Origin of the sequence: Sphingopyxis sp. 2PD, from assembly GCF_005503695.1 — a bacterium.
Taxonomy (GTDB): Bacteria; Pseudomonadota; Alphaproteobacteria; order Sphingomonadales; family Sphingomonadaceae; genus Sphingopyxis.
Window position 1 is genome coordinate 127,752 of sequence record NZ_SCMU01000002.1, and the last position, 26,084, is coordinate 153,835.

The 26,084-nt window shown below is 66.5% G+C and carries 23 protein-coding genes; 10 read left to right on the forward strand and 13 right to left on the reverse strand.

Features of this window, described 5'->3' with window-relative positions:
- Positions 1–22: 22 nt before the first annotated feature.
- The 3 genes from tsaD to FFS18_RS02385 all read left to right on the forward strand — a co-directional run bounded on the left by tsaD (position 23) and on the right by FFS18_RS02385 (position 3,673).
- Complete coding sequence (tsaD, locus tag FFS18_RS02375) at positions 23–1,057, forward strand: tRNA (adenosine(37)-N6)-threonylcarbamoyltransferase complex transferase subunit TsaD (RefSeq protein ID WP_137869620.1); 1,035 nt, start codon at positions 23–25, stop codon at positions 1,055–1,057.
- Entirely contained in the window at positions 1,054–2,061 is a 1,008-nt protein-coding gene (locus tag FFS18_RS02380; protein WP_249340258.1) for an NAD(P)H-dependent glycerol-3-phosphate dehydrogenase, read from the forward strand. The genes tsaD and FFS18_RS02380 overlap by 4 nt, the downstream gene beginning before the upstream one ends.
- Before the next feature lie 76 nt (positions 2,062–2,137).
- Positions 2,138–3,673, forward strand: coding sequence for a lipopolysaccharide biosynthesis protein (locus FFS18_RS02385; protein WP_137869621.1), 1,536 nt, complete (start codon positions 2,138–2,140; stop codon positions 3,671–3,673).
- A gap of 13 nt (positions 3,674–3,686) precedes the next feature.
- Here the strand turns inward: FFS18_RS02385 and FFS18_RS02390 are convergent, their stop codons facing one another.
- The gene (locus FFS18_RS02390; RefSeq protein WP_120218352.1) at positions 3,687–3,944 is read right to left on the reverse strand and encodes a hypothetical protein; all 258 of its coding nucleotides are present in this window, start codon (positions 3,942–3,944) and stop codon (positions 3,687–3,689) included.
- A gap of 57 nt (positions 3,945–4,001) precedes the next feature.
- Positions 4,002–5,000, reverse strand: coding sequence for an adenosine kinase (locus tag FFS18_RS02395; protein WP_137869622.1), 999 nt, complete (start codon positions 4,998–5,000; stop codon positions 4,002–4,004).
- A 108-nt stretch (positions 5,001–5,108) separates the two neighbouring features.
- Between FFS18_RS02395 and FFS18_RS02400 the strand changes: the two genes are divergently transcribed.
- Both FFS18_RS02400 and FFS18_RS02405 read left to right on the forward strand, forming a co-directional pair.
- Positions 5,109–5,792 carry an EI24 domain-containing protein gene (locus tag FFS18_RS02400; protein ID WP_137869623.1) on the forward strand — a complete coding sequence of 228 codons (684 nt, stop codon included), beginning with the start codon at positions 5,109–5,111 and terminating at the stop codon, positions 5,790–5,792.
- Complete coding sequence (locus tag FFS18_RS02405; protein ID WP_137869624.1) at positions 5,789–6,169, forward strand: hypothetical protein; 381 nt, start codon at positions 5,789–5,791, stop codon at positions 6,167–6,169. The genes FFS18_RS02400 and FFS18_RS02405 overlap by 4 nt, the downstream gene beginning before the upstream one ends.
- Positions 6,170–6,279: 110 nt before the next feature.
- Here FFS18_RS02405 and queG read toward each other — a convergent pair whose 3' ends face one another.
- Positions 6,280–7,344 (reverse strand): tRNA epoxyqueuosine(34) reductase QueG, encoded by a 1,065-nt coding sequence (gene queG / locus FFS18_RS02410; RefSeq protein ID WP_137869625.1) that lies wholly within the window; start codon positions 7,342–7,344, stop codon positions 6,280–6,282.
- A gap of 67 nt (positions 7,345–7,411) precedes the next feature.
- Between queG and FFS18_RS02415 the strand changes: the two genes are divergently transcribed.
- The 4 genes from FFS18_RS02415 to msrB all read left to right on the forward strand — a co-directional run bounded on the left by FFS18_RS02415 (position 7,412) and on the right by msrB (position 11,648).
- Positions 7,412–8,365, forward strand: a complete 954-nt coding sequence (locus FFS18_RS02415; protein WP_137869626.1) for an ABC transporter ATP-binding protein — start codon at positions 7,412–7,414, stop codon at positions 8,363–8,365.
- Complete coding sequence (locus tag FFS18_RS02420; protein WP_137869627.1) at positions 8,362–9,609, forward strand: ABC transporter permease; 1,248 nt, start codon at positions 8,362–8,364, stop codon at positions 9,607–9,609. Before FFS18_RS02415 ends, FFS18_RS02420 begins: the two co-directional genes overlap by 4 nt.
- Positions 9,610–9,832: 223 nt before the next feature.
- Positions 9,833–11,089, forward strand: coding sequence for a cytochrome P450 (locus FFS18_RS02425; RefSeq protein WP_137869628.1), 1,257 nt, complete (start codon positions 9,833–9,835; stop codon positions 11,087–11,089).
- Positions 11,090–11,162: 73 nt separating this feature from the next.
- On the forward strand, positions 11,163–11,648 hold the full coding sequence (gene msrB, locus FFS18_RS02430; RefSeq protein WP_137869629.1) for a peptide-methionine (R)-S-oxide reductase MsrB: 486 nt from the start codon (positions 11,163–11,165) through the stop codon (positions 11,646–11,648).
- A 24-nt stretch (positions 11,649–11,672) separates the two neighbouring features.
- On the opposite strand, the gene FFS18_RS02435 is transcribed toward msrB, so the two are convergent.
- The 4 genes from FFS18_RS02435 to FFS18_RS02450 form a co-directional block, all read right to left on the reverse strand.
- A complete protein-coding gene (locus tag FFS18_RS02435; RefSeq protein ID WP_137869630.1) occupies positions 11,673–13,553 on the reverse strand; it encodes a hypothetical protein in 1,881 nt (626 codons plus the stop codon).
- On the reverse strand, positions 13,550–13,981 hold the full coding sequence (locus tag FFS18_RS02440) for a GtrA family protein (protein WP_137869631.1): 432 nt from the start codon (positions 13,979–13,981) through the stop codon (positions 13,550–13,552). Before FFS18_RS02440 ends, FFS18_RS02435 begins: the two co-directional genes overlap by 4 nt.
- Before the next feature lie 25 nt (positions 13,982–14,006).
- Complete coding sequence (locus FFS18_RS02445) at positions 14,007–15,542, reverse strand: NAD(P)/FAD-dependent oxidoreductase (RefSeq protein WP_171005195.1); 1,536 nt, start codon at positions 15,540–15,542, stop codon at positions 14,007–14,009.
- A gap of 94 nt (positions 15,543–15,636) precedes the next feature.
- Entirely contained in the window at positions 15,637–17,454 is a 1,818-nt protein-coding gene (locus FFS18_RS02450; protein WP_137869632.1) for a hypothetical protein, read from the reverse strand.
- A gap of 198 nt (positions 17,455–17,652) precedes the next feature.
- On the opposite strand from FFS18_RS02450, the gene FFS18_RS02455 reads away from it, so the two are divergent.
- Complete coding sequence (locus FFS18_RS02455) at positions 17,653–18,615, forward strand: patatin-like phospholipase family protein (protein ID WP_137869633.1); 963 nt, start codon at positions 17,653–17,655, stop codon at positions 18,613–18,615.
- A 310-nt stretch (positions 18,616–18,925) separates the two neighbouring features.
- Here FFS18_RS02455 and FFS18_RS02460 read toward each other — a convergent pair whose 3' ends face one another.
- The 6 genes from FFS18_RS02460 to rsmG form a co-directional block, all read right to left on the reverse strand.
- Positions 18,926–21,715 carry a carboxypeptidase-like regulatory domain-containing protein gene (locus tag FFS18_RS02460; RefSeq protein WP_137869634.1) on the reverse strand — a complete coding sequence of 930 codons (2,790 nt, stop codon included), beginning with the start codon at positions 21,713–21,715 and terminating at the stop codon, positions 18,926–18,928.
- A 32-nt stretch (positions 21,716–21,747) separates the two neighbouring features.
- Positions 21,748–22,578, reverse strand: a complete 831-nt coding sequence (locus FFS18_RS02465) for a fimbrial biogenesis chaperone (RefSeq protein ID WP_137869635.1) — start codon at positions 22,576–22,578, stop codon at positions 21,748–21,750.
- A gap of 198 nt (positions 22,579–22,776) precedes the next feature.
- The gene (locus FFS18_RS02470) at positions 22,777–23,274 is read right to left on the reverse strand and encodes a DUF4402 domain-containing protein (RefSeq protein WP_137869636.1); all 498 of its coding nucleotides are present in this window, start codon (positions 23,272–23,274) and stop codon (positions 22,777–22,779) included.
- Positions 23,275–23,609: 335 nt separating this feature from the next.
- The gene (locus FFS18_RS02475) at positions 23,610–24,569 is read right to left on the reverse strand and encodes a ParB/RepB/Spo0J family partition protein (protein ID WP_137869637.1); all 960 of its coding nucleotides are present in this window, start codon (positions 24,567–24,569) and stop codon (positions 23,610–23,612) included.
- Entirely contained in the window at positions 24,570–25,352 is a 783-nt protein-coding gene (locus FFS18_RS02480) for a ParA family protein (protein ID WP_120217666.1), read from the reverse strand.
- Positions 25,349–26,008 carry a 16S rRNA (guanine(527)-N(7))-methyltransferase RsmG gene (gene rsmG / locus FFS18_RS02485; protein WP_249340259.1) on the reverse strand — a complete coding sequence of 220 codons (660 nt, stop codon included), beginning with the start codon at positions 26,006–26,008 and terminating at the stop codon, positions 25,349–25,351. The genes FFS18_RS02480 and rsmG overlap by 4 nt, the downstream gene beginning before the upstream one ends.
- Positions 26,009–26,084 lie beyond the last annotated feature (76 nt).

The following is a 26,084-nucleotide window of genomic DNA, read 5'->3' on the forward strand; positions in this document are numbered from 1 at the left end:
GGGTAAAGGAACGCGCAAGATAATGACTCTGATCCTCGGCCTTGAATCGAGCTGCGACGAAACCGCGGCAGCGCTCGTCGACAGCGACCGGCGCATTTTGGCGCATCGGGTCGCGGGGCAAGAGGCCGAGCATAGCCCGTTCGGCGGCGTCGTTCCCGAAATCGCCGCGCGCGCGCATGTCGACCGGCTCGCGCCGATCGTCGCCGGGGTGCTGGTCGATGCGGGCGTGTCGCTCGCCGATGTCGATGCCATCGCCGCGACCGCCGGCCCCGGGCTGATCGGCGGGGTGATGGTCGGGCTGGTCACCGGCAAAGCGCTTTCCCATGCCGCAGGCAAGCCGCTGATCGCGGTCAATCACCTCGAAGGCCACGCGCTGAGCCCGCGCCTCGCCGACCCCGATCTGAAATTCCCCTATCTGCTGCTGCTCGTCTCAGGTGGCCATTGCCAATTGCTGCTCGTCAACGGAGTCGGCGACTATCGCCGCCTCGCCACCACGATCGACGACGCCGCGGGCGAGGCGTTCGACAAGACCGCCAAACTGCTCGGCCTCGGTTATCCGGGCGGCCCGGCAGTCGAGCGCATCGCGCGCGAGGGAAACCCCCATGCGGTGCCACTGCCGCGCCCGCTCGTCGGCAGCGCCGAGCCGCATTTCTCTTTTGCTGGGCTCAAAAGCGCGGTCGCCCGCGCCGCCGCCACCGGCGCGCACAGCATTCCCGACCTCGCCGCCTCGTTCCAGCAGGCGGTTGTCGACTGCCTCGTCGATCGCAGCCGCATTGCGCTGACCGCCTGTCCCGACGCGACCGCGTTCGTTGTCGCGGGCGGTGTCGCGGCCAACGGCGCGATCCGCACGGCGCTAACCGATCTTGCCGCGCGCTTCGATCGCCCCTTCGTCGCACCGCCCTTGTGGCTGTGCACCGACAATGGCGCGATGATCGCCTGGGCGGGGGCCGAGCGCTTCGCCGCGGGCCTGTTTGATGACCTGTCGGTCGCCGCTCGCCCGCGCTGGCCGCTCGATCCCGCGGCCGAAACCGTGCGCGGCGCCGGAGTCAAGGCATGACGCGTGAAAGCATGACGTCATACAAGAATTTCGGCGTCGTCGGCGGCGGCGCCTGGGGAACGGCGCTCGCCCAGCTGCTCGCCGCCGACGGTGCCCCGGTGCGCCTGTGGGCGCGCGAAGCCGAGGTCGTGACAGCGATCAATGCCGAGCATCGCAACCCGGGCTTCCTGCCTGGCGCCGCGCTGTCGGCCTCGCTGACCGCGACCGGCTCCCTCGTCGACATGGCTGAGCTTGACGCGCTACTCATCGTCGTACCGGTGCCATTCCTGCGCGCCGTGCTCGCCGATCTGCCCGCGGGCGACGCGCCGCTTATCTTTTGCAGCAAGGGGATGGAGGCGGGCAGCTTTGCCTTCCCGATCGACATGGCGCGCGACCTCGCGCCGCAGCGTCCGCACGCGGTGCTGTCGGGGCCAACCTTTGCCAACGAAGTCGCCGCCGGGCTGCCGACCGCCATCACCCTCGCCGCCGCCGATCCCGACCTCGCCGCCGCGATTGCCGGAGCGATCGCGCGCCCGCATTTCCGCCCCTATGTGTCGACCGACGTCATCGGTGCCGAAATTGGCGGCGCGATCAAGAATATCCTCGCGATCGCCTGCGGTATCGTCGACGGCGCCGGGCTCGGGCTCAACGCGCGCGCCGCGTTGATCAGCCGCGGCTTTGCCGAAATGACGCGCTTCGGCCTCGCGCGCGGCGCGCAGGCTGAAACGCTCGCGGGGCTTGCCGGGCTCGGCGACCTTGTCCTCACCTGCACCTCGTCGAATTCGCGCAACTTCGCCCTCGGCCAAGGGCTCGGACGCGGCGAGGATGCCGCCACGCTGATGGCCGACCGCCGCACCGTTGCCGAGGGGGCGTTCAGCGCCCCGGTCGTTGCCGCCGCGGCGCGTGCCGACGGCATCGACATGCCGATCTGCGACACCGTCGCGCGACTGGTCGCGGGCGAAACCCGCGTCGCCGATGCCATTCACGCCCTGCTCAGCCGCCCACTGCGATCCGAGGGCCGGTGATCGATTGTACGGATTTGCCTGCGCCCCCGCACCGCGCTAGACTGCGCGCCGGGGATCAGCAGAAGGGGCGGCGGGCTTGAGCCAGACGGATAGCGCAGCCGCGCCCGCATCGACCGCAGCCCCATCGGGCGATGCCGACACCGCCGCGCTTGCCAAGGGCGGGCGGACCAACTTCTTCGGCTTCATCCTCCGCTTGGTCGCGCGCCTGCCTTTCCTCTATGTCGCCGGCCGCTGGTACGGCCCCGAAGCCGTCGGGCGCTTCGCCTTCGCCGTGCTCGTCATCGAGCTGGTCGCCCAGCTCGCGACGCTCGGCCTGAAGCGCGGGCTCGCCGAACAGCTCAGCGTTCCCGGCGCCGATCATCGCACGGTCGTCTGGGACGGCATGTTCGTCGCCTTTCTCGCGTCGGCGGCGGGCTCGGCGCTGCTGTTCCTGTTGCCGCAGCTCATGTTTCCCGCCGGCGATGTCGGCGGCAGCGATCGCTGGATGGCATTGCTCGTCTTCGCGATTGCGGGAACTGACATCGCGCTCGCCGCCTGCGCCTATCGCTTTGACATCGGCACAACGGTGCGCGCGCGCGCGATCGTCGAACCCTGGGTGATCAGCGCGGCGGCGGCGGGATTCTGGTTCGTGTCGGTCCGCGACGGGTTGATGCTGTCCTACGCCGCCGCGATGGTCGGGGCGTTCCTGACGGCGCTGATCCCGATGCTGCGCCACTATGGCGGGCCGCGCGGCTGGCAACCGCATCCGGCCACGCTGATCGCAGTTGCGCGGCGCAACGCGCCGCTCGCCGCCGCCGATGCGATCGAATGGGGCACGCGCCGCCTCGACCTGTTCATCCTCGGCCAGTTCACCTCGCCGACCATCTACGGCATCTATTACATGGCGCAGCAGGTCGCATCGCTGCCGCAAAAGCTGAAAACGAGCTTTGAACCGATCCTCGGCCCCGTCATCACCCGCAACCTCGCCGAAAAGCGGCTTGCCGCCGTGGCGGCACAAGTCAGCCAGGTCGGTTTCTGGATCATTGCCGCGCAGGCCGGGGTCGCGCTCGCGCTCGGCATTCCCGGCGAAGCGGTGATGGGCCTCGTCGGCCCCGAATTCGTCAGCGGCACCGCCGCGCTCGCCTTCCTGCTCGCCGCCGAAGTCGTTGCCGCGACTGCGGTCGTCAGCGAAGCCGCGCTGGTCTATGTCGCGCGCCACCGCAACCTTTTGATCAGCGTCGCGACGCTGGCGTTGCAGGCGGTGCTCAGCGTCACGCTGATCCTGGTCGCACAGTCGATGGGCCTGCCCCCGATCACCTACGCCGCCGCGGTCGCGCTGGCGCTGATGCTCGCGCTGGGCTTTGCTTCGGTGGTCAAGGCGCGGCTGCTCGCGCGCGTCCTTGGCGCACCGGTCAACAGCCTGCGCTGGGCGCTCGTGTGGGCGACCGCAGGCGCCGCGATTCTTGGCTGGGGCGCGACGCAGCTGCCCGAATGGGCAGAGCTCCTGATCGGCGTGCCGGTGATTCTCGGCATCTATTCATGGCTGATCTGGACGCGCGGCTTCGGCCCCGCCGATCGCGCGCTGTTCAAGAAACACCCCGAAGCGGCGGGGGCAGAGCCCGCCGCCACCTAGCGTCTGGCTTCGACTACTTCACCGCTTCCTGCGCGGCATCGCCGACGTCCTGCGCCGCATCGCCGACCTTCTGCGCCGCTTCGGTGATCGCACCAGTCTCGGCGCTGTCGTTGGCGAGGAACTGGAACGCAAAAAAGCCCGCGACCGCCAGCACGACGAGCAGGATCAGGCCCATGCCCAATCCGCCGCTGCGCCGCGGTTCGCGATCGATGATCGTCGTCGTGTGCGTCGTCCCGTCGGGCGCGCGCGTTTCATGAATCTCGTCGGCCATGCCATCCTCCTGTGCCATTCTTCTGGCGCATAGGACGCGTCGGCTGACCGAAAGTTCCTAGCCGAGACGCGCGGCGACCTTGGCGCCCAGGTCAGTTTGCGCGCGCGGGCCGACCTGCGCGATGATTTCGCGCGCGCACACCGCGCCCATCGTCAGGCAGTCGGCAATCGGGCGGCCCTCGGCCAGTCCCGCCAAGAAACCGGCGGCGAACAGGTCACCCGCTCCCGTCGTATCGACCACGTCGTCGATCGGCTCGGCGGCGACTTCGGTGCGTTCGCCGCCCGTCATCGCAACCGCACCCTTTTCGCCGCGCGTCGCGACGAGCAGCGGCACCTGGGCAGCGACCTGGGCGAGCGCCGCCTCGAAATCGCCCTGCTGTGCCAGTTCGAGCAGCTCGGCCTCGTTGGCGAACAGGATGTCGATCTCACCCGCCGCCATCATGCGGCGGAAATCTTCGCCATGCCCCGCGACGACAAAGGTGTCCGACAAGGTGAAAGCGACGCGCCGACCCGCGGTCTTGGCCATCCCGATCGCCTCCGCCATCGCCGCGCGCGACGCGTCGGCGTTCCACAAATAGCCTTCGAGATAGAGGATATCGGCATCGGCGATCAGCGCCGCGTCGAGCGACGCGCGCCCCAGGTTCTGCGACGCGCCCAGAAAGGTGTTCATCGTCCGCTGGCCGTCGGGGGTGACCAGGATCAGGCAGCGCGCGGTCGGCGCGCCGGCGTCCGACGGCGGTGTGTCGAACGCAACGCCGAGCGAGGTCAGGTCGTGCGTGAAGACCTGCCCGAGCTGGTCCTCAGCCACCTGGCCGATAAACCCGCAGCGGCGCCCGAGCGCCGCCATTCCGGCGAGCGTGTTCGCCGCGCTGCCGCCCGACATCTCGATTGCCGGGCCCATCGCGGCATAAAGCCGTTCGGCCTCGTCAGCGTCGATCAGGCGCATCGATCCCTTGACCAGATTTTCGCTTTCGATCAGCGCATCGTCAGCGCGGGCGAGGACGTCGACGATCGCATTGCCGATGGCAACAACGTCGAAACGGGCGGTGGCGGCCATGAAAAATCCTGTGATGCGTGGGAAAAAGTTGCCGCGCTTTAGGGATGCCGGCGGGTCAAGGCAAGCGCGACGCTTGACGCACGCCCTGCTGCCCAGCATCCCCGGGCAATGACCCGTGCCTTGCATGCCTTTTTCCTCGCGCTTCGCGATCTGCCGAACCCCCGCGTGCTGCGCATCCTGCTGCAAAGCCTCGCGCTGACCTTGTTGCTCTTGGTCGTCGCGGGCGCCGCACTGTTTTTCGCGGCGCGCTGGGCGATGGATTATTGGGGGTGGCTGGGTGCTGCCGAACAGGACATGGCAGGCATCTTGGTCGTCCTCCTGATCATCGCGGGCAGCTGGCTGCTGTTCCGCGCCGTCGCGATCGTCGTCGTCGGGCTGTTCGCCGATGCGATCGTCGCCGATGTCGAAGGACGCCATTATCCCGCCGCCGCGGCGCGCGCTGTCGATGTCGGCTGGGCGCAGAATATCCGCCTCGCGCTCGCGTCGCTGGTGCGGCTGATCGGCGGCAATCTGCTCGCGCTGCCGATCTATATCCTGCTGCTGGTTACCGGCATCGGCACCCCGATCTTTGCACTGTTCGTCAACGCGCTGCTGCTCGGCCGCGATCTGGAGGCGATGGTGCTGGCGCGCCATCCCGACCGGCCGCGACTGGGCCGGCCCGCTCGCTGGTCGCTCGGGCTGCTGTCCGCCGCAAGCTTTGTGGTACCCGTCGCCAATCTGTTGGCGCCGATCGTCAGCGCCGCTATGGCCGTCCACATGCTCCATTTGGCGAGCGGGGACCCGAACAGATGATCAAAAACAATCGCCTGGCGATTCTCACCGGGCTGGCCCTGCTGCTCGGCGGCTGCGCCGGCAACGCGATTCCGCGCGCCACCCCGCCCAAGGCGCCGCCCGCGGCAGGCCCGATCACCGCGCCGCGTCCGACGCAGAACAACAGCCTGATCGGGCGCCCCGCCAACGCCGCGCTCGGAATGTTCGGCAAGCCGCGCCTCGACGTCGCCGAGGGGGTGGCGCGCAAATTGCAGTTCGCTGGCACCGCCTGCATCCTCGACATCTATTATTACGCGCCACGCCAAGGCGCCGATCCACTCGCCACCCACGTCGACGCACGCACTCCCGACGGCCGCGATGCCAATGTGCCGAGCTGCATCGAAGCGCTGCGCCGCTAGAGCAGGCGCCGACCAGACCAACCGTAGCCCTGAGCTTGTCGAAGGGCGCCCGTCGCCGACAAGCGCCCTTCGACAAGCTCAGGGCTACGGTGTTGAAATCGATACTGACGTCACGACGCCAGCTCATCCAGCGCCCACCGCGCCGCGTCCGCGACCATCGGCGTTTCATCCGCTGCCAGCCGTTCGAGCACTGGCCGAAACCCCGGATCGCCGCTGTTCCCCGCCGCAATCGCGGCGTTGCGCACCATCCGACCGCGTCCGATGCGCTTGATCGGCGACCCTGCAAAGACCTGCCGGAACCCGGCGTCGTCGAGCGCGAGCAGATCGGCGAGCGACGGCGCGACGAGTTCGCCGCGCGGCAAAAAAGCCCGGTGCGCGTGCGCCGTCTCGGCAAATTTGTTCCATGGACACACCGCCAGGCAATCGTCGCAGCCATAGACGCGGTTGCCGATCCCGCGCCGCAGGTCGAGCGGGATCGGCCCGTCATGCTCGATCGTCAGGTACGAGATGCAGCGCCGCGCATCGACCCGATAGGGCGCGGGAAACGCCTGCGTCGGACACGCATCCTGACACGCCGAACAACTGCCGCAACGGTCACGCGCCGCGACATTCGGCGCCAGCGCCAGCGTGGTGTAGATCGCCCCCAGAAACAGCCAGCTGCCATGATCGCGGCTGACCAGATTGCTGTGCTTGCCCTGCCAGCCGAGCCCAGCAGCCGCCGCCAGCGGCTTTTCCATCACCGGCGCGGTATCGACGAACACCTTGAGCTCGGTTCCGGGGACTTCGGCGACCAGCCAGCGCGCCACCGCCTTGAGCGCCTTTTTGACGACGTCATGATAGTCGCCGCCCTGCGCATAGACCGAAATGCGCCCGCGACCCAGATGATCGGCGAGCGCCAGCGGATCGTGCGCCGGGGCATAGCTCATCCCCAGCGCGATCACCGATTTGACCTCAGGCCACAGCCCTTTCGGCGATCCCCGCTGCGCCGCGCGGCTTTCCATCCAGATCATGTCGCCGTGGCGTCCTTCGGCAAGCCACTGATTCAACCGCGCGGCGGTCTGCGGCGCGGCATCGGCGTCGGCGATCCCGAACGCGACGAATCCTTGCGCGCGCGCCACCGCCTCCAGGCGGTGTTCGAGCGATGAGGTTTCAGCAGGCAAGGCTTCGGCAACCATTGCCGCTCTATACGCGAGCCGCCCGCCCGTGCCATAGCGTGTGGATGATCTTATCAGGGACCGCAGCTTGAACGATTTCAGCGTCGAGGCGATCGGCCTCACCAAATATTTCGGCGACTTCAAGGCGGTCGACGATGTCAGCCTAACCGTGCCGACCGGCAGCATCTATGGCGTGCTCGGCCCCAATGGCGCGGGCAAGACCACCAGCCTGCGCATGACGCTGGGCATCATCGATCCCGACGAAGGGTCCAGCCGCATCTTTGGCGCGCGTCCCCAATCGGTGCGCCACCGCATCGGCTACCTCCCCGAAGAACGCGGGCTCTATCCCGGGATGAAGGCGCGCGAGGCGATCGCCTTCATGGGCGCGCTGCGTGGGCTCGACTGGTCCGAAGGCCGCCGCCGCGCTGCCACCTTCATGACCGAACTCGGGCTCGAACGCGTGATCGACGAGAAAATCCGCAAGATGTCGAAGGGCATGGCGCAGATGATCCAGCTGATCGGATCGATCGTCCACGCCCCCGACCTCATCGTCCTCGACGAACCCTTTTCAGGGCTCGACCCGGTCAACCAGGAACGGCTCGAAATGCTCGTCCGCCGCGAACGCGACCGCGGCGCCACCGTGCTGTTTTCGACCCATGTCATGGCGCACGCCGAGCGCCTCTGCGATCGGCTCGCGATCATTGCGCGCTCGCAGCGCCGCTTCGAAGGAACGGTCGACGACGCGCGCAGCCTGCTGCCGATGCAGGTTCGCTATACGGCGCGCGCCGACGCCGATGCGGGCTCGATTGCCGCGCTTCTGCCAACGGGCGCCGAACCGCGCGGCGACAGCTGGCTCTTCCCGATCGAGGATGCCGACGTCGAACCGCTGCTGGCGCGGATCACCGGCAGCGGCCTCGGCGTCGCCGGCCTGTCGATCACCCGCCCTGCGCTCCACGACGCGTTCGTCCACATCGTCCGCCAGGTCGATGCGAGTTTCGACGCCGATGCCGGAACCGACGCGGTCGAGGAGGCGCTGGCATGACCCCCTTCCTCAAAAACATGCTCGTCATCGCGCGCCGCGACTTCCTCGCGATCGTCGCCACCCCGACCTTCCTGCTGTTCCTGCTCGCGCCCCTTTTCATGGTCGGCATGGGCCTCGCGGGGGGCATGGGCGCCTCGCAGCTCGCCGACAGCGCGCGCGGCGCCGGGCGCATCGTCGCGGTGGTTGGCGCCGACGATGTCGAAGCGCTGCGCGCCGCCGACGCGCGGCTGCGCGCCAGCGTCGCGCGCCGGGTGCCGGTGCTCGAGGTCCGAATCGCCAGCCCCGCCAACACCGACCCGGTCGCCATCGCGCGCGAAAAAGGCAGCGACACCTACGCCGTGCTCAGCGGCCCGCTCACCGCCCCGCGCATCGTCGAGCGCGAGGCGGACAGCAACGCCGGCCGCTATCTCGCGCTGCTCGCCGACGATGTGCTGCGATCAAAGGCTGCCGGGCCGTTACCCCCGGTCGCTCCCAAATATGAAGCCTTGGCGAGCGGCGGCTCGAGCATCGCGCTCCAGCAATCCTTGGGCTTTGGCGCGGTCTTCATCATCTTCCTGCTCACCCTGCTCCTCGCGGGACAGACGGTCAGCTCGCTCGCCGAGGAAAAGGGCAACAAGGTCATTGAAATCCTTGCCGCCGCAGTCCCGCTCGAAAGCGTCTTCCTCGGCAAGCTGCTCGGTTTCCTGGGCGTCGCGGTGCTGTTCATCGCCTTCTGGCTGGTGATGGCGCTCGCCGGCGGGCTGATCGCGGCCTTGCAGATCGACCCTGCGGCGCTCGCGTCGATGCAAAACGCCAGCAAGGCGGCGGCCGCCCTGACCGCGGCGCCCGCAACCGGCTGGCCCTTCTTCCTTGGCATGGGCTTTGTCTATTTCATCCTGTCCTTCCTGCTGCTCGGCGCGGTGTTCCTCGGCGTCGGGGCGCAGGCGGCGACGGTGCGCGAAATCCAGATGCTCAGCCTGCCGATCACCATCTTCCAGGTCGGCATGTTCAGCCTGTCGACCGCCGCCGCCAGCGCGCCCGGGAGCAGCCTGTCGACGATCGCGCAGATCTTCCCTCTCTCGTCGCCGCTCGCCATGGCCGCCCGCGCCGCGACCGACGACAGCAAGGTGGTCCATCTCCTCGCGCTCGGCTGGCAGGCGATCTGGGTCGCGCTGGTCATCTTCGTCTCCGTCCGCCTCTTCCGCGCCGGGGTGCTCAGCGGCGGCAGCAGCTGGAAATTCTGGCGGAAGACGACGCGCGGGTGATCAAATCTAGTCGTCGCCCCCGCGAAGGCGGGGGCCGACTGCGGTTTACGCAGCGCGGCACGAAAAAGCCGCCAGCGGCCCCCGCCTTCGCGGGGGCGACGTGGTGGGTACATCAGCTCCCCGCGCCAAACGCCGACCGCCTCACCCCTCATTGACAAAGTTGTAAATAGTGGCATTCTGCAACTGAATCGGCCGCGCGATGACGGCTGGACGGAGGATAGCCATGGCCACCCAAATTCGCACCGCTCCCGAAATCGCCAACCCGCTCGACGTCAGCCGCGCCGAACTTTGGAGCGAGGACCGCTGGCAGGAACCGATGCGCCAGCTGCGCGCCGAATCGCCCATCTATTATTGCGAAGATTCGAAATTCGGCCCCTATTGGTCGGTCACCACCTACAAGCCGATCCAGCATATCGAGGCGCTGCCCAAGATTTTCTCCTCGTCGTGGGAATATGGCGGGATCACCGTCGCCGGCGACGGCGTCGAGCATCTGAAAGAGGGCGAAATCCCGCTGCCGATGTTCATCGCGATGGACCCGCCGCAGCACACCGCGCAGCGCCGCACCGTCGCCCCCGCCTTCGGCCCGTCCGAAATCGAGCGGATGCGCGCCGACACCGTCGCGCGCACCGCGGCGCTGATCGACACGCTGCCGATCGGCGAAGCGTTCGACTGGGTCGAAAAGCTGTCGATCGAACTCACCACCGACATGCTCGCCATCCTGTTCGATTTCCCGTGGGAGGAACGCCACCGGCTGACCGCCTGGTCCGACGCGCTGGGCGACATCGAATCCTTCGATACCACCGAACAGCGGCAGGCGCGCACCGCCAAGGCGTTCGAGATGGGCGCCGCGTTCAAGGAATTGTGGGACCGCAAGGCACTCAACCCGGGCGAACATGACCTCATCTCGATCATGCTGCAATCCGACGCGATGAAGCATATGAGCGAGCATGAGTTTATGGGGAACCTCATCCTGCTCATCGTCGGCGGCAACGACACGACGCGCAATTCGATGTCGGCCTATGCCTATGGCCTGCACTGTTTCCCCGAAGAACGCGCGAAACTCGAGACGAACCACGACCCCGAACTCGCGGTCAACGCGATGCACGAAATCATCCGCTGGCAGACCCCGCTGGCGCATATGCGCCGCACCGCGATGGAGGATACCGAGCTGTTCGGCCACCAGATCAGGAAGCGCGACAAGATCGCGCTCTGGTATGCCTCGGCCAACCGCGACGAAAGCGTGTTCCCCGATGGCGACCGCATTATCGTCGATCGCGAGAACGCGCGCCGCCACCTTGCCTTTGGTTACGGCATCCACCGCTGCGTCGGCGCGCGTGTCGCCGAATTGCAGCTGACGACGCTGATTTCCGAAATGCAGAAGCGCCGCCTGCGCGTCAATGTGCTGGCCGAACCCGAGCGGGTGCATGCCAGCTTCGTCCACGGCTATCGCCATATGCAGGTCGAGCTGGAGAAATATTGACGCGCGATGAAACCTGGCGCCACAAGATCACGTATCTGACGTGAAGGCCCGGCGCCCGGGTCAGGAGTCCGCCATGATCGATCGCCGTTATGTCCTTGCTGGCCTCGCCCTCGGCGGCGGCATCATCGCCGCGCCGATGCTGATGGCCAAGTCGGCGCGGCCACAGGCCGCCCCCGGCTGGCGCCTGTCCGAAGCCGAATGGAAAAAGCGGCTGACCGCGCAGCAATTTTATGTGCTGCGCGAGGCGGGCACCGAACGCCCGTTCAGCCATCCGCTCGACAAGGAAAAGCGCGCCGGCACCTTCGTCTGCGCGGGCTGCGCACTACCGCTCTATTCCAGCAAGACCAAATATGACAGCAAGACCGGCTGGCCGAGCTTCTGGGCGCCGCTGAAGGGCGGGATCGCGACATCGACCGACTATGATCTGGGCTATGCGCGCACCGAAGTGCATTGCAAGCGCTGCGGCGGCCATCTTGGCCATGTCTTCAACGACGGCCCGAAACCGACCGGCAAGCGTTACTGCATGAATGGTACCGCGCTGAGTTTCCGCCCCGCCTGACGCCGCTCGAATGACGTCGTAGCGTCAATTGGCTGCGGATTTCACCCGCCACACCGACAGTCCCGCGCGCGAGGCGATCGGCACCGGTTCGAGCCACGCGGGCGGCTTTTGCCTGTATAACTGCGCGGCCAGCGCGTCCTTGCGCGCCTCGCGATACTCGGTCAGATCATTGGCGGTTCGGCAAAAGACGATCAATGTCGCCTGCTGCTTGCGCACCAATGCCTCGGCCTCCGCCGGATCGCCCGCAAAGACGCGAATACTATCCGCCATCGCATCCTTGTTACGATGGTGCGGGGTCGCGACCAGACTGTGACGCGTCCAGAATATCACCGGCGCGCCGAGGTCGATCGGGGTCAGGACCGTCGTCGGTGGCAAACCATCGAGCGCGGCAATCGCCGCCGGATCAAGGCATGTCGTCTGATACCGGTTGGTCGCCGCATTGCCGGCCGCCGCGGATTCGGTCGTTGCCTTGAGCGACGGCGCGAGCGCCATCAGCACGACCAGCACCGCTGTACTGCCGATCAGTGGCAGGGTCAGCGCAGCAGCAGCGGAACCCAGAATGCGCGGGACAGTCGATGAAATCGACCGCGCCCATGTCCACAGACGCAATCCCAGCCATGCGCAGCCAGGCAGGGCAAACAGATGCGCGGTCGCCGTGCTGCGCAGGACGAGCAGCGATAAGGCTGCGGCGCCCAACAGTGCGGCGATCACCGTCGCCCAATTGCGCCGATCGGCGACCTCCCGGCATTGGCGCCAAGCCAGCACCGATCCGGCAAGGCCGACGAGCGATGGCACGAGGACGTGCACCGCATCGGGCGCCTTCGACGCCCACAGCGGCTGACCTTCGAGCACATTCTTGTACCAATATTTGACCACGATCGGATCGAGCGAAGCGAAGGGTCCGTTGGCGCAGCTTGGCTCGGTCCACACCAGGGCGCCCGCGGCCGCCAGACCGGCAATGCCCAGCAGACCGAGGCGCGCCCAAAATAATTTGGGATCCGCCCGCGCTGCGGCGAATATCAACGCCGCCGCGGCTACGAACGCGGCCATATAGGGCGCCGAGAGCGAATCGCACCAGTTTCCGACCAGCCCGACGGGACCACGCGTGGCGAACTGGAGCAGGATCGCCCCACCCGCCAGCGCAAGCATGAAGCCGCACAAGCGGTCGCGATCGTTCGCGCGGCCATGCAACGCCCAGCGCAGCGCGGCCAGCCCCGCAAACAGCGCAACCATCGGCAATCCTTCGATCGAGACCGCCAGCAAGGCCGCGCCGAACAAGCCGCCCCAGAGCCCCGCCCGCCAGCTCGCTGGCCGCAGCGCCTGCGCCATGATCAGCATCGCCAGCAGGATCTGCCAGCCATGATGGTCGACCCGCAGCGGTCGGAACTGGATCACGATGAAGCCGGCCATGATCAGGAACAGCGGCGCGACATAGGCGATCCGCCAATCGGACAGGTTGCGATAGCCCAGGGCACAGGCGGCGCACAGCGCCGCGCCCAACATGGGCGGCCATAGCGTCATCACGATGCGTTCAGCCGCGACCTGCCCGACCAGCGGCTCGAGGATGAGAATGCCGAGCGCGAGCGGCGCATCGACGATCCGCGACCAGTGCATCAGCACCCCGCCGCCCGCCGGATTGACGCGATGTTGCGTGAGATCCCACCAGCCTTGCCCCGCCAGCAGGTCGCGCACCTGCGCCATCCGCATCGCGTCGTCGGTGTCGGACAGGTCTATCGCGTCGATCGCCTGCCAGTTCACGACAATCGCGATCAGGCTCATCGCCGCCCACAGGATCAGCGCGATCCGTACCGGCGTCAGCCAGCCGTTAAGTGCAAAGCCGTCCGAAAGCGGGGCAGGCTTCGGCTCCACGGCGCCGCCCGCATCAGGCGCGGCCGCATCGGTCACGCCGCGGCGGTCCGGAAAACGATATGCCGGCGCAGCAGATAGGTAGTCTGGAAACTGACGACGATTGCCGCCAGTTTGGCCAGCCGCGGATCGAGCCCGAGCGCACTGCCGGTGCCGACAATCGCCGTCGTGACGGCAAGACCGACCAGCGCCGACCCGACGAACAGCATTTTCTGGCGATGCCGCTCACCCGTACCGCGCGCCGCGGCGCCGTCGGCAAAGACGAGGCGGCTCGAGACCAGCCAATGGACCAAGATCCCGGCGCAATAGCCGACCGCCGACGCCGCCATCGGCGACAGTCCCGAATCGAGCAGCAACAGGAACAGCGCGGCATCGCTGCCCAGCGCGAGCACGCTGGCGAGCAGATAGTTCAGCCAGCGAATCTCGCCGCGGCGAATCGCTCCAACCAGTTTGGTGACAGGGAGCATGGCAAGAACCCCTCCGGCCAAGGCTTCAGGCGGCCTTGGTCACGCGCGCGGGGACGTCGCGCACCGACGCCAGCGCCGCCTGCTCACCCTCGGTGCCACTCTCATGATATTCGGCGTCCTCGTTGACGCCCCAGATGTCGTACACCCGTTCGCCCGCGACAATATTGCGCACCGTCAGCATCGCGGTCATCATCGCATGATCCTGGTTGTTGTAACGGTGCATGCCGTTGCGCCCGACCATGTGCAGCGTCGGGTAACGCGCTTCCAGCTCGCTGCGCATCGTCTCGACATGCGCGGCATAATCATCGTCATAGACCGGATAGGCCTTTTCCTGCCGCACGACGGCGCCGCCAACGACATCCTTGGGATCGCACAGGCCGAGGATCGCCATTTCCTTCGTCGCCAGCGCAATCAGGTCGTCGTCGCTCGACGCCCACAATCCGTCGCCCTCAAAACAAAAATATTCGAGGCCAACGCACGCCAGTTCGGGATCGGGCACCATTTCGGGCGACCAGCTGCGGAAATTCTGCACCCGGCCGACCTGCACCTTGCTGTCGTGGATATAGATCCAGTTGTCGGGGAAAAGATCCTCCGACCGAATCTTGAGCGCGACGGTCAGAAAGTCGCGATATTTCAAGGACGGCGCCGCGGACAGTGCGCAGGCAGGCAGCGGATGGATACGCGCCGCCAGCTCGCGCATCGGCGCCGAGCTGATGACATGCGCCGCGTCGATCACGACATCGCCATCGGGACCATTGGCGGTCAGCCGCCAGCGTCCGCTGACCTGGTCCTGCGTCAGCTGCTTGAAGCTGTGGCCCATCAGCACATGGTTGCCGCCCGCGACCACCTTGTCACGCGCCGCATCCCACATCATGCCGGGGCCAAGCCGGGGATAACGAAAGGTTTCGAGCAAGGTCTTGGTCGCCATGCCGTCGTTGGGCTTCTTGTTGAGCCCGAGGCTGCGCTTCAGCCCGTCGAGCACCGCGGCACCGAGGCTCAGCCCCTTGATGCGCTGCGCCGCCCAGTCTGCCGACATTTCGTCACACGGCATGCCCCACACCTTTTCGGTATAGGTTTTGAAAAAGATCGAATAGAGCTTCCGCCCGAACTGGTTGATCGTCCAATCCTCGAAACTGCGGACATTCCTGTTCGGCAGCAGCTTGGCCTGCGCATAGCTGATCATGCACAAGGTCGAGCGCACGACGCCGAGATTCCACAGCGCTTCGAACGCGCGCAGCGGGTAGGAATAGAATTTGCCCTCATAATAGATGCGGCTCATCCGCGGGCGCTGGATGAAGTCGTCGGGCAGAATCTCGTTCCACAGATCGACAACTTCCTGGCTTTTCGAGAAAAAGCGGTGGCCGCCAATGTCAAAGCGAAAACCCTCATGCTCGACCGTCCGGCTGATCCCGCCGACATCGACCGGATCCTTCTCGATCACCGTCACATTATAACCCTGTTGGGTCAGCTGATAGGCAGCGGTGAGCCCCGCCGGCCCCGCACCAATGATCGCGACATCGGCGCTGGTCGGGCGGCTTTTCGAAATACGGGCGTCGGTCACTGAATATTCCCCCACAGACAGATTGGGCTCTAACTGGCGCAAGACGCGCTAAAAAATGGTTAATCACACACTAAGAAATCCTCCCATGCGCCGCCTAGTTCGTCGCCGACCGCCCTGTTGGAGGCAGGATGCGATACACACTGAGCGACTCGGACGAGAGGCGAGGGTCGTGCCGCAACCACGCCACCGGTTTTCGCTGGGCAAGCCTCGCGGCCAGTCCATCAGGCGCTGCGACAGCAAAGCGCTGCACTTCGTAAAAGCCGCGACAGAAGACCAGAAAGTCGGCTCCCTCGGTACGAACAACCTGCTCAGCCACGGCGGGCTTGGCCAAAAAAGCCGAAATGACGCGCCGCATTGCCTTTTCGTTGCGGTGGTGCCCGGTGGCCACAACGCTATGCGGGGTTCGCACGAGCAGCGCCGGACCAATGTCGATCGGAGCGAACAGTTGCGCGCGTGGCTCATCGGCCAATGCGGCGGCGCTGTCGACGCTGGGACAGTCGCTCGCCTCGGCCTTGGTCGGTGCGGACTGGCCGACTAGCGTGCGCGCGATCTGGATGGCGATCGCCGCATCGACTGCGGGAAGAGCCGTAAGCACCAATAGCGCCGACCCGACCCTGCCCAGCGATGACGACCGCGTCCGGCTCCAGCGCCACAGCGCGAGCGCCATCACCGCAAAACCTGGGAGCAAAAAGGCGTGGGTCGTCGCGCCCATGCGGGTCACGAATGCCGACGCTACCGCGCTGCCCACAGCGATCACCGCAAGCCGCGTCCAATTCTCCGCGAACGGCCCGTTCCGGTTCCGCCGCCACGCAAACATTAGCGCCCCTAAGCCAATCAGCGTCGGCACGATGTAGACGACACCATAGGTGTTCGCGTGCGACCAGATCGGTCGCCCCTCGGACACCCATTCGTACCAATGCTGGCGTACCAGCGGATCAAGCGCGCCGAAAGGACCGCCCAGGCACTCCTGCCCCGTGAGAACAAAGACGAGTCCGCCAGCAAGGGCCGCGATCGCGAGTGCCAAGAGACGGCGTAACGGCGAACGCAACAGTCCGGTTGGTCCCAGCAGACTGGCAGCGAGCACCAGCCCTCCTGCAGCGACGGCGGCGCCATAGGGTAAAGAGAAGGCGTCACAATAGACGGTGAGGGTCGACATTGGCCCACGCATCGCCAGCAACCACACGGCTGGAAATCCGATCAAACCCAACGCAAACCCCAACAAGCGCCGCCCCGTTTGCGGATCGCGGAGCCACTCGCAAGCGAACAGGCCGCCAAAAATTGCCAGATAGGGCAAGGCTTCCAACGAAATCTCGGCATGCAGGGTGATGACGGCCGCCGCAGCCAAGCCATTCGCCAGACTTGGCGATCGCAGCGCGATCCTCGCCATCGCGACCGATAGCAGCAGCTGCCAGCCATGGTGATCGATCCGCATCGGCGTAAAATATTGCAGGAAAGTGGCACCCGAAAAGGCGATCAAAAGCCCGGTGGCGACCAGATGGCGGTCGCCAAGCGCGGTGAGGATCCGGCCGAATATCAGGAACAGCGGCAGGATCAGTAACGGCGGATAAAGCGCCACGGCCCAGCGCTCGCCCGACGCTTCGCCGAGCAACGACTGCAAAAGGAGGATGAAGCCGGCAAGCGGCGCGTCGACAAAGCGCGACCAATGCATCAGACCGCCGCCTTCCTGCGGATCGACGCGATATTGCATGATGTCGAACCAGTGCTGCCCGGCGATCAAGTCGCGGACCTGCGCCAATCGCATCTCGTCATCGGCGTCCGGAAAACGCATGGCAGCGACCAGGTCACGTTGGGCGATCATATAGAATGCGATCAGAACGAGCCAGAGGATCACCGCGAACCCGCTGGCGCCGAGAGCACCATATATCCTGGCCGTCTTCGCGGTCTGCTGCATTGCCCAGTCACCCTATCTTTCGGCGGTCGCCCGGATCGCCCCGCGTCCGATCGCAGGCCCAAGACTGCATTCCGCTGTGACCAAACATGGCTAAAGACCGGTTAATTTCGCAGCGCGATTCCCTCCGAAACGGACGTTCGCGGCTTGGGGCGCCGCCGGTCTTGCGGTAGTGTCGGGGACATCAAGGAGGCGCACGGCATGGCAGGCGGCCTGGCAATCGTTTTGAGCGGCGGCGGCGCCAAGGGGGCGTTTCAGATTGGTGTCGTCCACGAACTGGTCGTTAATCGCGGCGTCCGGCTCGATATTGTCGCCGGGGTATCGACCGGCGCGATCCAGGCGCTGGGTGTGGCCCAGGATGATGTTCCGGGGCTGCTCGACGCGTGGCTCGCCATCCGCGGCAACAGCTCGATCTACAAGTCGCGCCCGCTCGGCGTCGTCGGCGGACTGCTCGGCGAGGATGCGATCTACGACACCGCGCCGCTCAAACGCCTGCTCAAGAATTTCGCCGACGATGCCAGGCTGCGCGCGAGCGGGCGCAAATTGCTGCTCGGCGTCGTCAATCTCGGCACCGGCACCTATCGCAGCATCGACGAGAGCGTCCCCGGCATTCACAATTGGGTCTATGCCAGCTGCGCGATGCCCTTGTTCTTCGATCCGCTCAAGACGCGCGCGAGCGACGGGACCGAGGAGCAATGGGTCGACGGCGGGGTGCGCGACGTGACCCCGCTCAGCGCTGCGCTCGACATGAACCCGCGCGGGGTGATCGTGGTGCGCGCCTCACCCGCGCCGCGCCCCGGACGGGTGCGCACCTTCCCCAATTTGATCAAGATCGGCCTGCGCGCCGTCGACATCCTCCAGTCCGAAGTCTCGGCCAACGACGTGGCGAACGCCGCCTTGATCAACGACCTGATCGCCGCGCGCGAAGCGCAGCTGCGCGCGCTGCAAAACGAAGGCATCGGCGGCGCGCAGGCGGCGCGCATTTTGCGCCCGCTCGACGTCCAGATCGCGCGCTACCGTTTCGCGCCGATCCGCATCATCGAGCCCGAGGAAGAAGTTTCCGAAACGCTCGAATTCGACCCGGCAAAGATCCGCGCCGCGATCGACGCCGGGCGTCGCGCCGTTGATCGCGAGTGGGATGCGTTGGAGCCGCTTTTGAGTTGAGAGATGCGAACGGCCGTTTGCGACCGGAGGCTGTCATCGATCCTCCCTGTCGCGTAGCGATGGGGAGGTGGCAGCGCGGAGCGCTGACGGAGGGGCTTTGACGCCGCCGTCGCTGCCCCTCCACCATTCGCTTCGCGAACGGTCCCCCTCCCCATCGCTGCGCGACAGGGAGGATTATTTCTTATTGTCATCCCTGCGAAGGCCGGGATCTCGCCGTTGCGTTGCGATGATAGGGTGAGACCCCGGCCTTCGCCGGGGTGACGATAAGAATTGAACGTCAGCTCCCCACCCCAAAGCCGACAATGACCCTTTACGCTCCCCCATCCCCCGCATCGGGCGGCCCGCGCGCGCCATTGCCCTCACCCGTCACCGCCTCGCCCTGTACCGCCACATCGCGCATCAGCGGCTTCAGCGCCAGCGTGCCCAGCCGCACCCGCGGCGTCGCCTTGCCCGGCACGGCGGCAACCGCAAAACTGCCGTCGATCCGCAGCGCCGCCGCCGATGCCTTGCCCGGGCGCACTGTGTAGCGCCCGTAAGCGACGCCTTCGAACAGGAAATATCCGTCGAATTCGGTCAGCGTCGTCGCGCGTACCCGGCCTTCGGCATCGACGAGTTCGAGCGCCAGCCCCTCGATCGGATTACCGCCATCGCGGCGCACACTTCCCTCGATTTCGCCTGCGGCGACCATCGGCAAGGCAACTCGCGTCGCGACGCCGGGGCGCGGCGTCACCACCACGCCCGGCAGCGCGGGTTGCACATAGGGATCGGGCAGGCTGCCGGCGTCGATGCCGATCAGCACCGGGCGGAACGGCTCGAGCCCGTCGATCGCCCCCTGACCATCCTTGCCGGTTGCTTGCTCGATATAGGCGTGGCCTGCGGTCAGCGGCACGCCCACCAGCGGCGCCTCGCCCGGCTGGCGAATGCCGTCGCCATTGTCGTCCATCCACACGTCGGCGATCACCTGCCCGCGGCTCGCCAGCTTTTCACTCGACACGCGCCAGCCGCCGCTCGGCTTCGGTCCGAAGCTGAAGGCGAGCGACAGCGACGCGGCGACCGATCCGTCGCTCGCCACTTCGCCAAAGCCGCTCAGCTGTAAGCGGTTGAAACGGCACGTATATCCGGCGCCGACGCGCGCTCGCTCCAGCCCGCGGTCATAGCCGAGCTCGGCGCGCCATTCCGCGTCACCCTTCCCGGCCCATTCGCCGATCAACGCCACCCGCTTATCGCTGCTGTCGCCGGACAGCGCAAAGCGCGCCTCGCCGCGGAGACGGACGCGCCCGATGCGGGCATTGGCGAGCAGGGTGGCGGTCAAATTGTCGGGCGGGTCGGGGCCGACCGGCACCTTGGTGCGGCTCCAGTCGAGCTGGCCGGTAAAGGTCAGCGCCCGGAAACTCGCCGACGCCCGCGCGCTGGCCTCCAGGCTGGAAATTCCGGCGCGCCGATCAATCTGGCGAATGTCGAAATGCAGCGGCAGTACGGTCTGCCCCAGCTTGACCGACTGGTCGATCGAAATCGAATAGAGGCCATTGATATTGCTGAGAAAACGGTCGGAAACAAAGCCGTTCCAGCCGCGCATCGCATCGGCGCGGACATAGGTTTCGCCAAACGCCGCGAGCCAGCTCGCACGCACCGCGCCGCCGCCCCCAAAGCCTTTAGGAGCATCCGCATAGCTGGCGCCGACCTCGAGCAAGGTCGGCCCGATCGAACGGCGCAGCGCGGCCTCGGCGTAATTGCGCCGCACATTCTCGATCATCAGGCTGTGCGCATAGGCGGCGACCGATGTGCGCGCATCGAGCCCGCGCTCGATGCCCAGCGTCCCGCGCCAGCCACGCCGGAACGGCCCACGCCCGCGCCCGCCAAATTCGACCAGGTCGGCGTTTTCCTGCGCAAATCCGGCCCAATACCAGGTCTGCTGGGGCGGGATCGAATCCATCCCCACCTGCACTTGCTTGATTTCTCGCCGGATTTGCCCCTGCGGACCATAGAGCACGATCTCGAAACGGTTCGCGCCATATTGCAGCGGTACGTCGAGAAATTCGTAGCGGCCGTCGCCATTGGGGCTGGTGAATGCCAGCAACTGGCCGTTGCGATACAATTCGGCATCCCACCCGGCGGGCAGGTCGCCGCGAAAATTCGTCTTGTCGAAGCTGTCGGGGCGCTCGATCGGACGGTTGGTGACCACCGCGCCGCGCCCTGGCGCCGACGAGGCGACGATCCCGGTCGACAACAGGCTGACGTCGCCCACCGCATAATGCGTTGCCTTCAGCGGCCCGAGTAGCCGCCCTTCGGGGTCGGTGCGGTACAGCCGCATCCGCAGGCTGTCGGGCACGCCCTCATTGTCCGACGACAGCCGCGCGTCGAAGCTCTGTTTCAGCACTTCGCCCGCGGCGAAAATCTCGTACCGGCCCTGGACGTAGGAGCCGCCGCGCTTGTCGGACACGAACCCGGCCGATGCGACGACATCGACCGAGGGTGTTGCCCAGCCCTGATAGGGCCGCGACGCCTGCGGCAGGCTGGCGAGGTCGAACCGCGCCGCGGGCCGGATGGCCGCCGCGCGCGCGCGCCTCTCGGCGGCGAGCTGGAACGGCAATTTGTCCTTGCTGTCGATGCGCAGCACCGCGTTCGACAGGTCGGCGACAATCGGTACCCCCAGCCATGCGTTGAGGCTGTCGAGATCGACGCACCAGCCTGCGGGGGTATCGCGGATCATCGTTGCGGAAAGCCGGAAACTCTGGCTACCCGCGCGCACTTCGCCCGCCTCGCGGTCGATCGTCAGGCTGCGCCGTTCGTCGAACACCCAGCCGGTTGCGCGGCGCAACTTCTTGTCGACGCGCACCGCCAGATCGAGCGCGAGCACGACATCGGCGAGGTCGACGCACACGCCCTGCGGCGTCTGATAGCCGCGCACCCCGTCGCCCAGCCGATATTGGCCCGACCGCATGTCAAATAGCCAGCTGTCGTCCTCGTTCGGCGCCCACCCGTCGCTCGTCAAGGAAACCGGCGCTTTATCAACGGCCTCGGCGCCGGCGGGAACCAGTCCCACCAGCGCGAGCCCGGCCAGGATCGCCGGTTTCCATCGGGTCAGCGCCGCGCGGATCACGGCTGTTCGGCTTTCGCCCCGCCCTTACGCCGTCACTTCACCACCCGCTCGGCCTCGTCGATCGTCCCGCCGCCAATGTCGCGATCCTCGCTGTAGCGGATGCGCACCGGCCCCTTGAGCCGGGCGGCGAGTTCCGGCGGCACGCGCAGCGAGACCTCGCGCGCGCCCACTTCGGGATAGACGGCGATGCCGCGCGCCACCAGCAATGGCTCGCTGACCCCCGGCCGCGTCACTTCGATATCGCCATAGACCGAGCGGTTGCCCGTGCGCGTCAGTCCGAAATTGAACGCGGGGCCGTCGGGCGTGTCGCCCACCCACGCGTCGCCAATCGTCGCTTCAGCGCCAAGGTCGCCGACGCGGATGATGACCGGGATGGTAATGCCATAGATCGGGATGAGCGCGATCGAGACGCCGTTGCCCGCGGGCTTGGCCGGATCGGCGGCGACCACTGGCGCCGCATCGGGGACCGCGCGGAACAGCATGTGCGCGCGATATTCGCCCGGCGGCGTGCCTTCGGGAATGCGCACCCCGACGCGGATCACTTGTGGCTGGTTGGGCGGCAGCGTGACGCGGCGCGGGCTGAACGCGATCATGTCGAGCGCCAGCCGCTCGGCAGGGGTGACGTCCGCCTCGGCAATCTCGTCGAGCCCGCCCGCGGCGGTCATCCGCTTGATCTCGAGGCTGATACGATAGGTCGCCGGTTCGGAACCGATATTGTTCAGCACCACCTCGGTGCCGCGCGAACCGTCGAGGACGACGCGCGTCGGCGCGACGAGCAGGTCCCCCGCCGACTGGGCAGGCGTCGCGACCGAGCCAAGCAAAAATACGGAAAGCAGGCCGAAGCCCTTGAAAAAGCGCAACATCGATACGATCCCCACAATCGTTTGTCCGGAAAGGCCCACACCCCTCCGCTGGTCGCACCCTGCCTGCGCCAACATGGTTGATATTTCGCTAACCATGTCCGTCGCTTGCGCATCGCGCATGAAAAAGGGGTCGCCTGACCTGCGCCCGGCGACCCCTTGTCTGGCTGGCGGGCCATTCAGCCCGCCATACCCCCCACCTTATTGATAGTTGGCGGTGACATTGAACGTCCCGGTATAGTCGCCCGCGGTCTGGTTGGCGCCGACGCTCAGCGTACCGCCGACCTGGAAATTGCCGCCGGTCGCGCCGAGCGTGATGTTCGGGACCGAATAGGTCAGCGACGACGTCATCGTGCCGCCCAGCGACCCGTTGAGCGTCACGCTCGGGTCGCCGCCGACGAGCACGACCGCGCCGTCGGTGCCCTGCACGTCAAAGTTGGCAGCGGTCGTGGTGCCGGTGCAGGTCAGGCCCGCGCCGCAGATGCGGGCGCCCGCCGTGCTGACCTGAACGGTCGAAGCGGTGGCGCCGCTGATGATCGTGGCATATTGCAGGGCGCTGGTGTTGGTCAGCGTGATCTGACGCAGGATCTTGGCGGTGGCCGTTGCCGTTGCCGAAGCCGCATGCGCCGCCGGGGCGTTCAGGGCGAGGGCAGCAATCGCGGCGCCGACGACGGCGCGCTTCATTCCAAATTTGCGCATATGTTTGGTCCCTTAATTCGAAAACTGATTGTCGAAACGCGAATGGATATCCCACCCCATTCGCCGACCTCTTTAGCGGGCGACAGGTTCAGCTTTTGCCAGCAAGCTTGGTTAACAGCGCAGTAGGAATTGACCCGCCTTACCCTTGGTAAGCGAGATAAATCAGGGGCTTATCCTGATATCGAGCGGGTCGTGGGGACCCTCCGCCCAACTTTAACGGCCCGGAGTGGCACAAATTTAGCGCCGCGGAGAGAATCGAATACCGGAGCAAAGACCGCGCCTGATTCGCACCACCTATTCGTCATCCCGGCAAAGGCCGGGATGACGGGCAAAGTTCAGATCCCCTCGCCGCTCAGCCGCTGGCAAATCATGTCGAGCTGATCGAGCGAGGCGAATTTCAGGGTCAGCTGGCCCTTGCCGCCGCCGCCATATTGGATCGCCACCCCGATCCCGAGCAGCTCGGACAGATGGCGCTCGACCGCGACGATGTCGGGATCGCGCCCGACCCCGTCCATGCTCTTATATTCCAGCGGCGCCTTGCGGCGGCCGCCCTTGTCCTCGCGCACCAGCGCCTCAACCGCGCGCACCGACAACCCTTCCTTGACGATCCGCCGCGCGATCGCTTCGGCATCGGCGGCGCCGATCAGCGCGCGCGCATGCCCCATCGCGAGCGATCCGTCACTGACCAGCGCCTGCACCACGTCGGGCAGTTCGAGCAGCCGCATCAGATTGGCGACATGGCTGCGCGACTTGCCGACCAGCTTCGCCAGCGCCTCCTGATTATGTCCGAAATCGTCGATCAGGCGGCGATAGGCGCCGGCTTCTTCGATCGCGTTCAGGTCCTGCCGCTGAATATTCTCGACCAGCGCAATCTCATAGGTCGCGGCGTCGTCGAGCTCGCGGATCAGCGCGGGTATCTGGTGCAGTCCGGCGCGCTGCGCCGCGCGCCAGCGACGCTCACCCGCGACGAGCTGATATCCCTCGCCATCGGGTGACCGGCGGACGATGATCGGCTGGAGCAATCCGCGAAGTCCGATCGAATCGGCGAGTTCGGCGATCGCCGCCTCGTCGAAATGGCGCCGCGGCTGGCCAGGCAGCGGGCGAATCGACCCCAGCGGGACATGCTGCACCGCATCGCCCGACGCCGTCGGCGCTGCCTTTGCTGCACTTCCCGCCGTCGCCAGCACCGGCGCTTCGGCGGCGACGTCGCCGAACAGCGCGTTCAGGCCGCGCCCCAGCCCCGAGGGGCGCTTCCGCGCCGGAGAAGGAGGATTTTCATCTTTATTATCAGCCATTTATGCAGCCTTGCGGACGTTGGGCAGGCGATCGATCAGCTCGCGCGCCAGCGCGATATACGCCGCCGACCCCGCGCAGCGATGATCATAGATCAGCGCCGGAAGGCCGTGGCTCGGCGCTTCGGACAGGCGGACGTTGCGCGGAATGACGGTTTGAAACACCACTGGTCCCAGCACTTCGCGAACGTCGTCCGAAACCTGGTCGGTCAACCGGTTGCGACGATCGAACATCGTCAGCGCGACCCCCAAAATCGACAGCTTCTGGTTGAAGCGCTCGCGCACCCGCTCGACCGTGGTGAGCAGCTGGCTCAGCCCCTCGAGCGCAAAAAACTCGCACTGCAGCGGCACGATCAGCGATTCGGCAGCGATCAGCGCGTTGAGCGTCAGCATCCCCAGCGATGGCGGGCAATCGATCAGGCAGATGTCCCATTGCCCCGCCTCGGCACCGGTCAGCGCCTGTTCGAGCCTGTGGAGCCGATCGGCAAATTCGATGAGCTCGATCTCGGCGCCCGACAGGTCGACCGTTGCCGGAACGATGTCCAGCCGCGGCACCGCCGTCGGCACCGCGCAATCGGCGAGCGGCGCATCGCCGCGCAGCAACTCATAGCTCGAATATTCGCGCTGCGCCTGCTTGATCCCGAGCCCGGTCGAAGCATTGCCTTGCGGATCGAGGTCGATGATCAGCGTTCGCCAGCCCGTCGCCGCAAGCGCGGTGGCCAGGTTGATCGCCGTCGTCGTCTTGCCAACCCCGCCCTTCTGGTTCGCCACGGCAATGCGGATCATGCTTTTCCTCGCTGTTTTGCCGGGATTTTCCCGACACCAACCAGAATCTGGCTCTCGGCGTCGGTACGGCTTTGTTCCACGTGAAACAGATTCTGCCACGGCTGCGGCAACAACGCCAGTTCCTTAACTGCGTTTCGGCCCTTTGGCAGTAGCCAGTGCGTCGATTCGGTGGAAAAACGCGCGGATAAGTCGATCAGCCGGTCGAGCGGCGCGAACGCCCGCGCACTGATCGTCGCCGAGGGCCGCGTTGCGACCCGCTCGAGCGACGCTTCGGCGACGTCGACATGATCCAACCGCAGCTCAGCCGCGACGCTGCGCAGAAACTCGCACCGCCGTTTGCGCGATTCGACGAGCAATATCGGGCGGTCGGACAGTATCGCGACGACCAGCCCGGGCAACCCCGGCCCGCTCCCCAGGTCGATCCAAAGCCCCTCGCCGCCCCTGTCGAGCGCCAACAATTGCGCGCTGTCGGCGATATGCCGCACCCAGAGCGTCGGAATCGTCGACGCGGCGATCAGATTCTGCCGATCATTCTCGGCCACCAGCAGCGCCGCAAAACGCTCCAAGCGCGCCCATTGCTCCGCCGTGGGCGCGAACGCCCGATCCAGCCAGTCGCGCGCAGCGCCTTCATCATGCAATAGCTCGGCGTCCGCCACTGTCGTTCTTTCACCTTCCCCGCAACGCGGGCTTATCCTTCTTTGCGCCTTTGCGTGAGATTGTCGAAAACACGCC

Bases quoted from the DNA above. Each gene is read 5' to 3' on its own strand.
- tsaD (WP_137869620.1), top strand. From the start codon at position 23: ATGACTCTGATCCTCGGCCTTGAATCGAGCTGCGACGAAACCGCGGCA.
- FFS18_RS02380 (WP_249340258.1), top strand. From the start codon at position 1,054: ATGACGCGTGAAAGCATGACGTCATACAAGAATTTCGGCGTCGTCGGC.
- FFS18_RS02390 (WP_120218352.1), bottom strand. From the start codon at position 3,944: ATGGCCGACGAGATTCATGAAACGCGCGCGCCCGACGGGACGACGCAC.
- FFS18_RS02395 (WP_137869622.1), bottom strand. From the start codon at position 5,000: ATGGCCGCCACCGCCCGTTTCGACGTTGTTGCCATCGGCAATGCGATC.
- FFS18_RS02400 (WP_137869623.1), top strand. From the start codon at position 5,109: ATGACCCGTGCCTTGCATGCCTTTTTCCTCGCGCTTCGCGATCTGCCG.
- FFS18_RS02405 (WP_137869624.1), top strand. From the start codon at position 5,789: ATGATCAAAAACAATCGCCTGGCGATTCTCACCGGGCTGGCCCTGCTG.
- queG (WP_137869625.1), bottom strand. From the start codon at position 7,344: ATGGTTGCCGAAGCCTTGCCTGCTGAAACCTCATCGCTCGAACACCGC.
- FFS18_RS02420 (WP_137869627.1), top strand. From the start codon at position 8,362: ATGACCCCCTTCCTCAAAAACATGCTCGTCATCGCGCGCCGCGACTTC.
- FFS18_RS02425 (WP_137869628.1), top strand. From the start codon at position 9,833: ATGGCCACCCAAATTCGCACCGCTCCCGAAATCGCCAACCCGCTCGAC.
- msrB (WP_137869629.1), top strand. From the start codon at position 11,163: ATGATCGATCGCCGTTATGTCCTTGCTGGCCTCGCCCTCGGCGGCGGC.
- FFS18_RS02440 (WP_137869631.1), bottom strand. From the start codon at position 13,981: ATGCTCCCTGTCACCAAACTGGTTGGAGCGATTCGCCGCGGCGAGATT.
- FFS18_RS02450 (WP_137869632.1), bottom strand. From the start codon at position 17,454: ATGCAGCAGACCGCGAAGACGGCCAGGATATATGGTGCTCTCGGCGCC.
- FFS18_RS02455 (WP_137869633.1), top strand. From the start codon at position 17,653: ATGGCAGGCGGCCTGGCAATCGTTTTGAGCGGCGGCGGCGCCAAGGGG.
- FFS18_RS02465 (WP_137869635.1), bottom strand. From the start codon at position 22,578: ATGTTGCGCTTTTTCAAGGGCTTCGGCCTGCTTTCCGTATTTTTGCTT.
- FFS18_RS02470 (WP_137869636.1), bottom strand. From the start codon at position 23,274: ATGCGCAAATTTGGAATGAAGCGCGCCGTCGTCGGCGCCGCGATTGCT.
- FFS18_RS02475 (WP_137869637.1), bottom strand. From the start codon at position 24,569: ATGGCTGATAATAAAGATGAAAATCCTCCTTCTCCGGCGCGGAAGCGC.
- FFS18_RS02480 (WP_120217666.1), bottom strand. From the start codon at position 25,352: ATGATCCGCATTGCCGTGGCGAACCAGAAGGGCGGGGTTGGCAAGACG.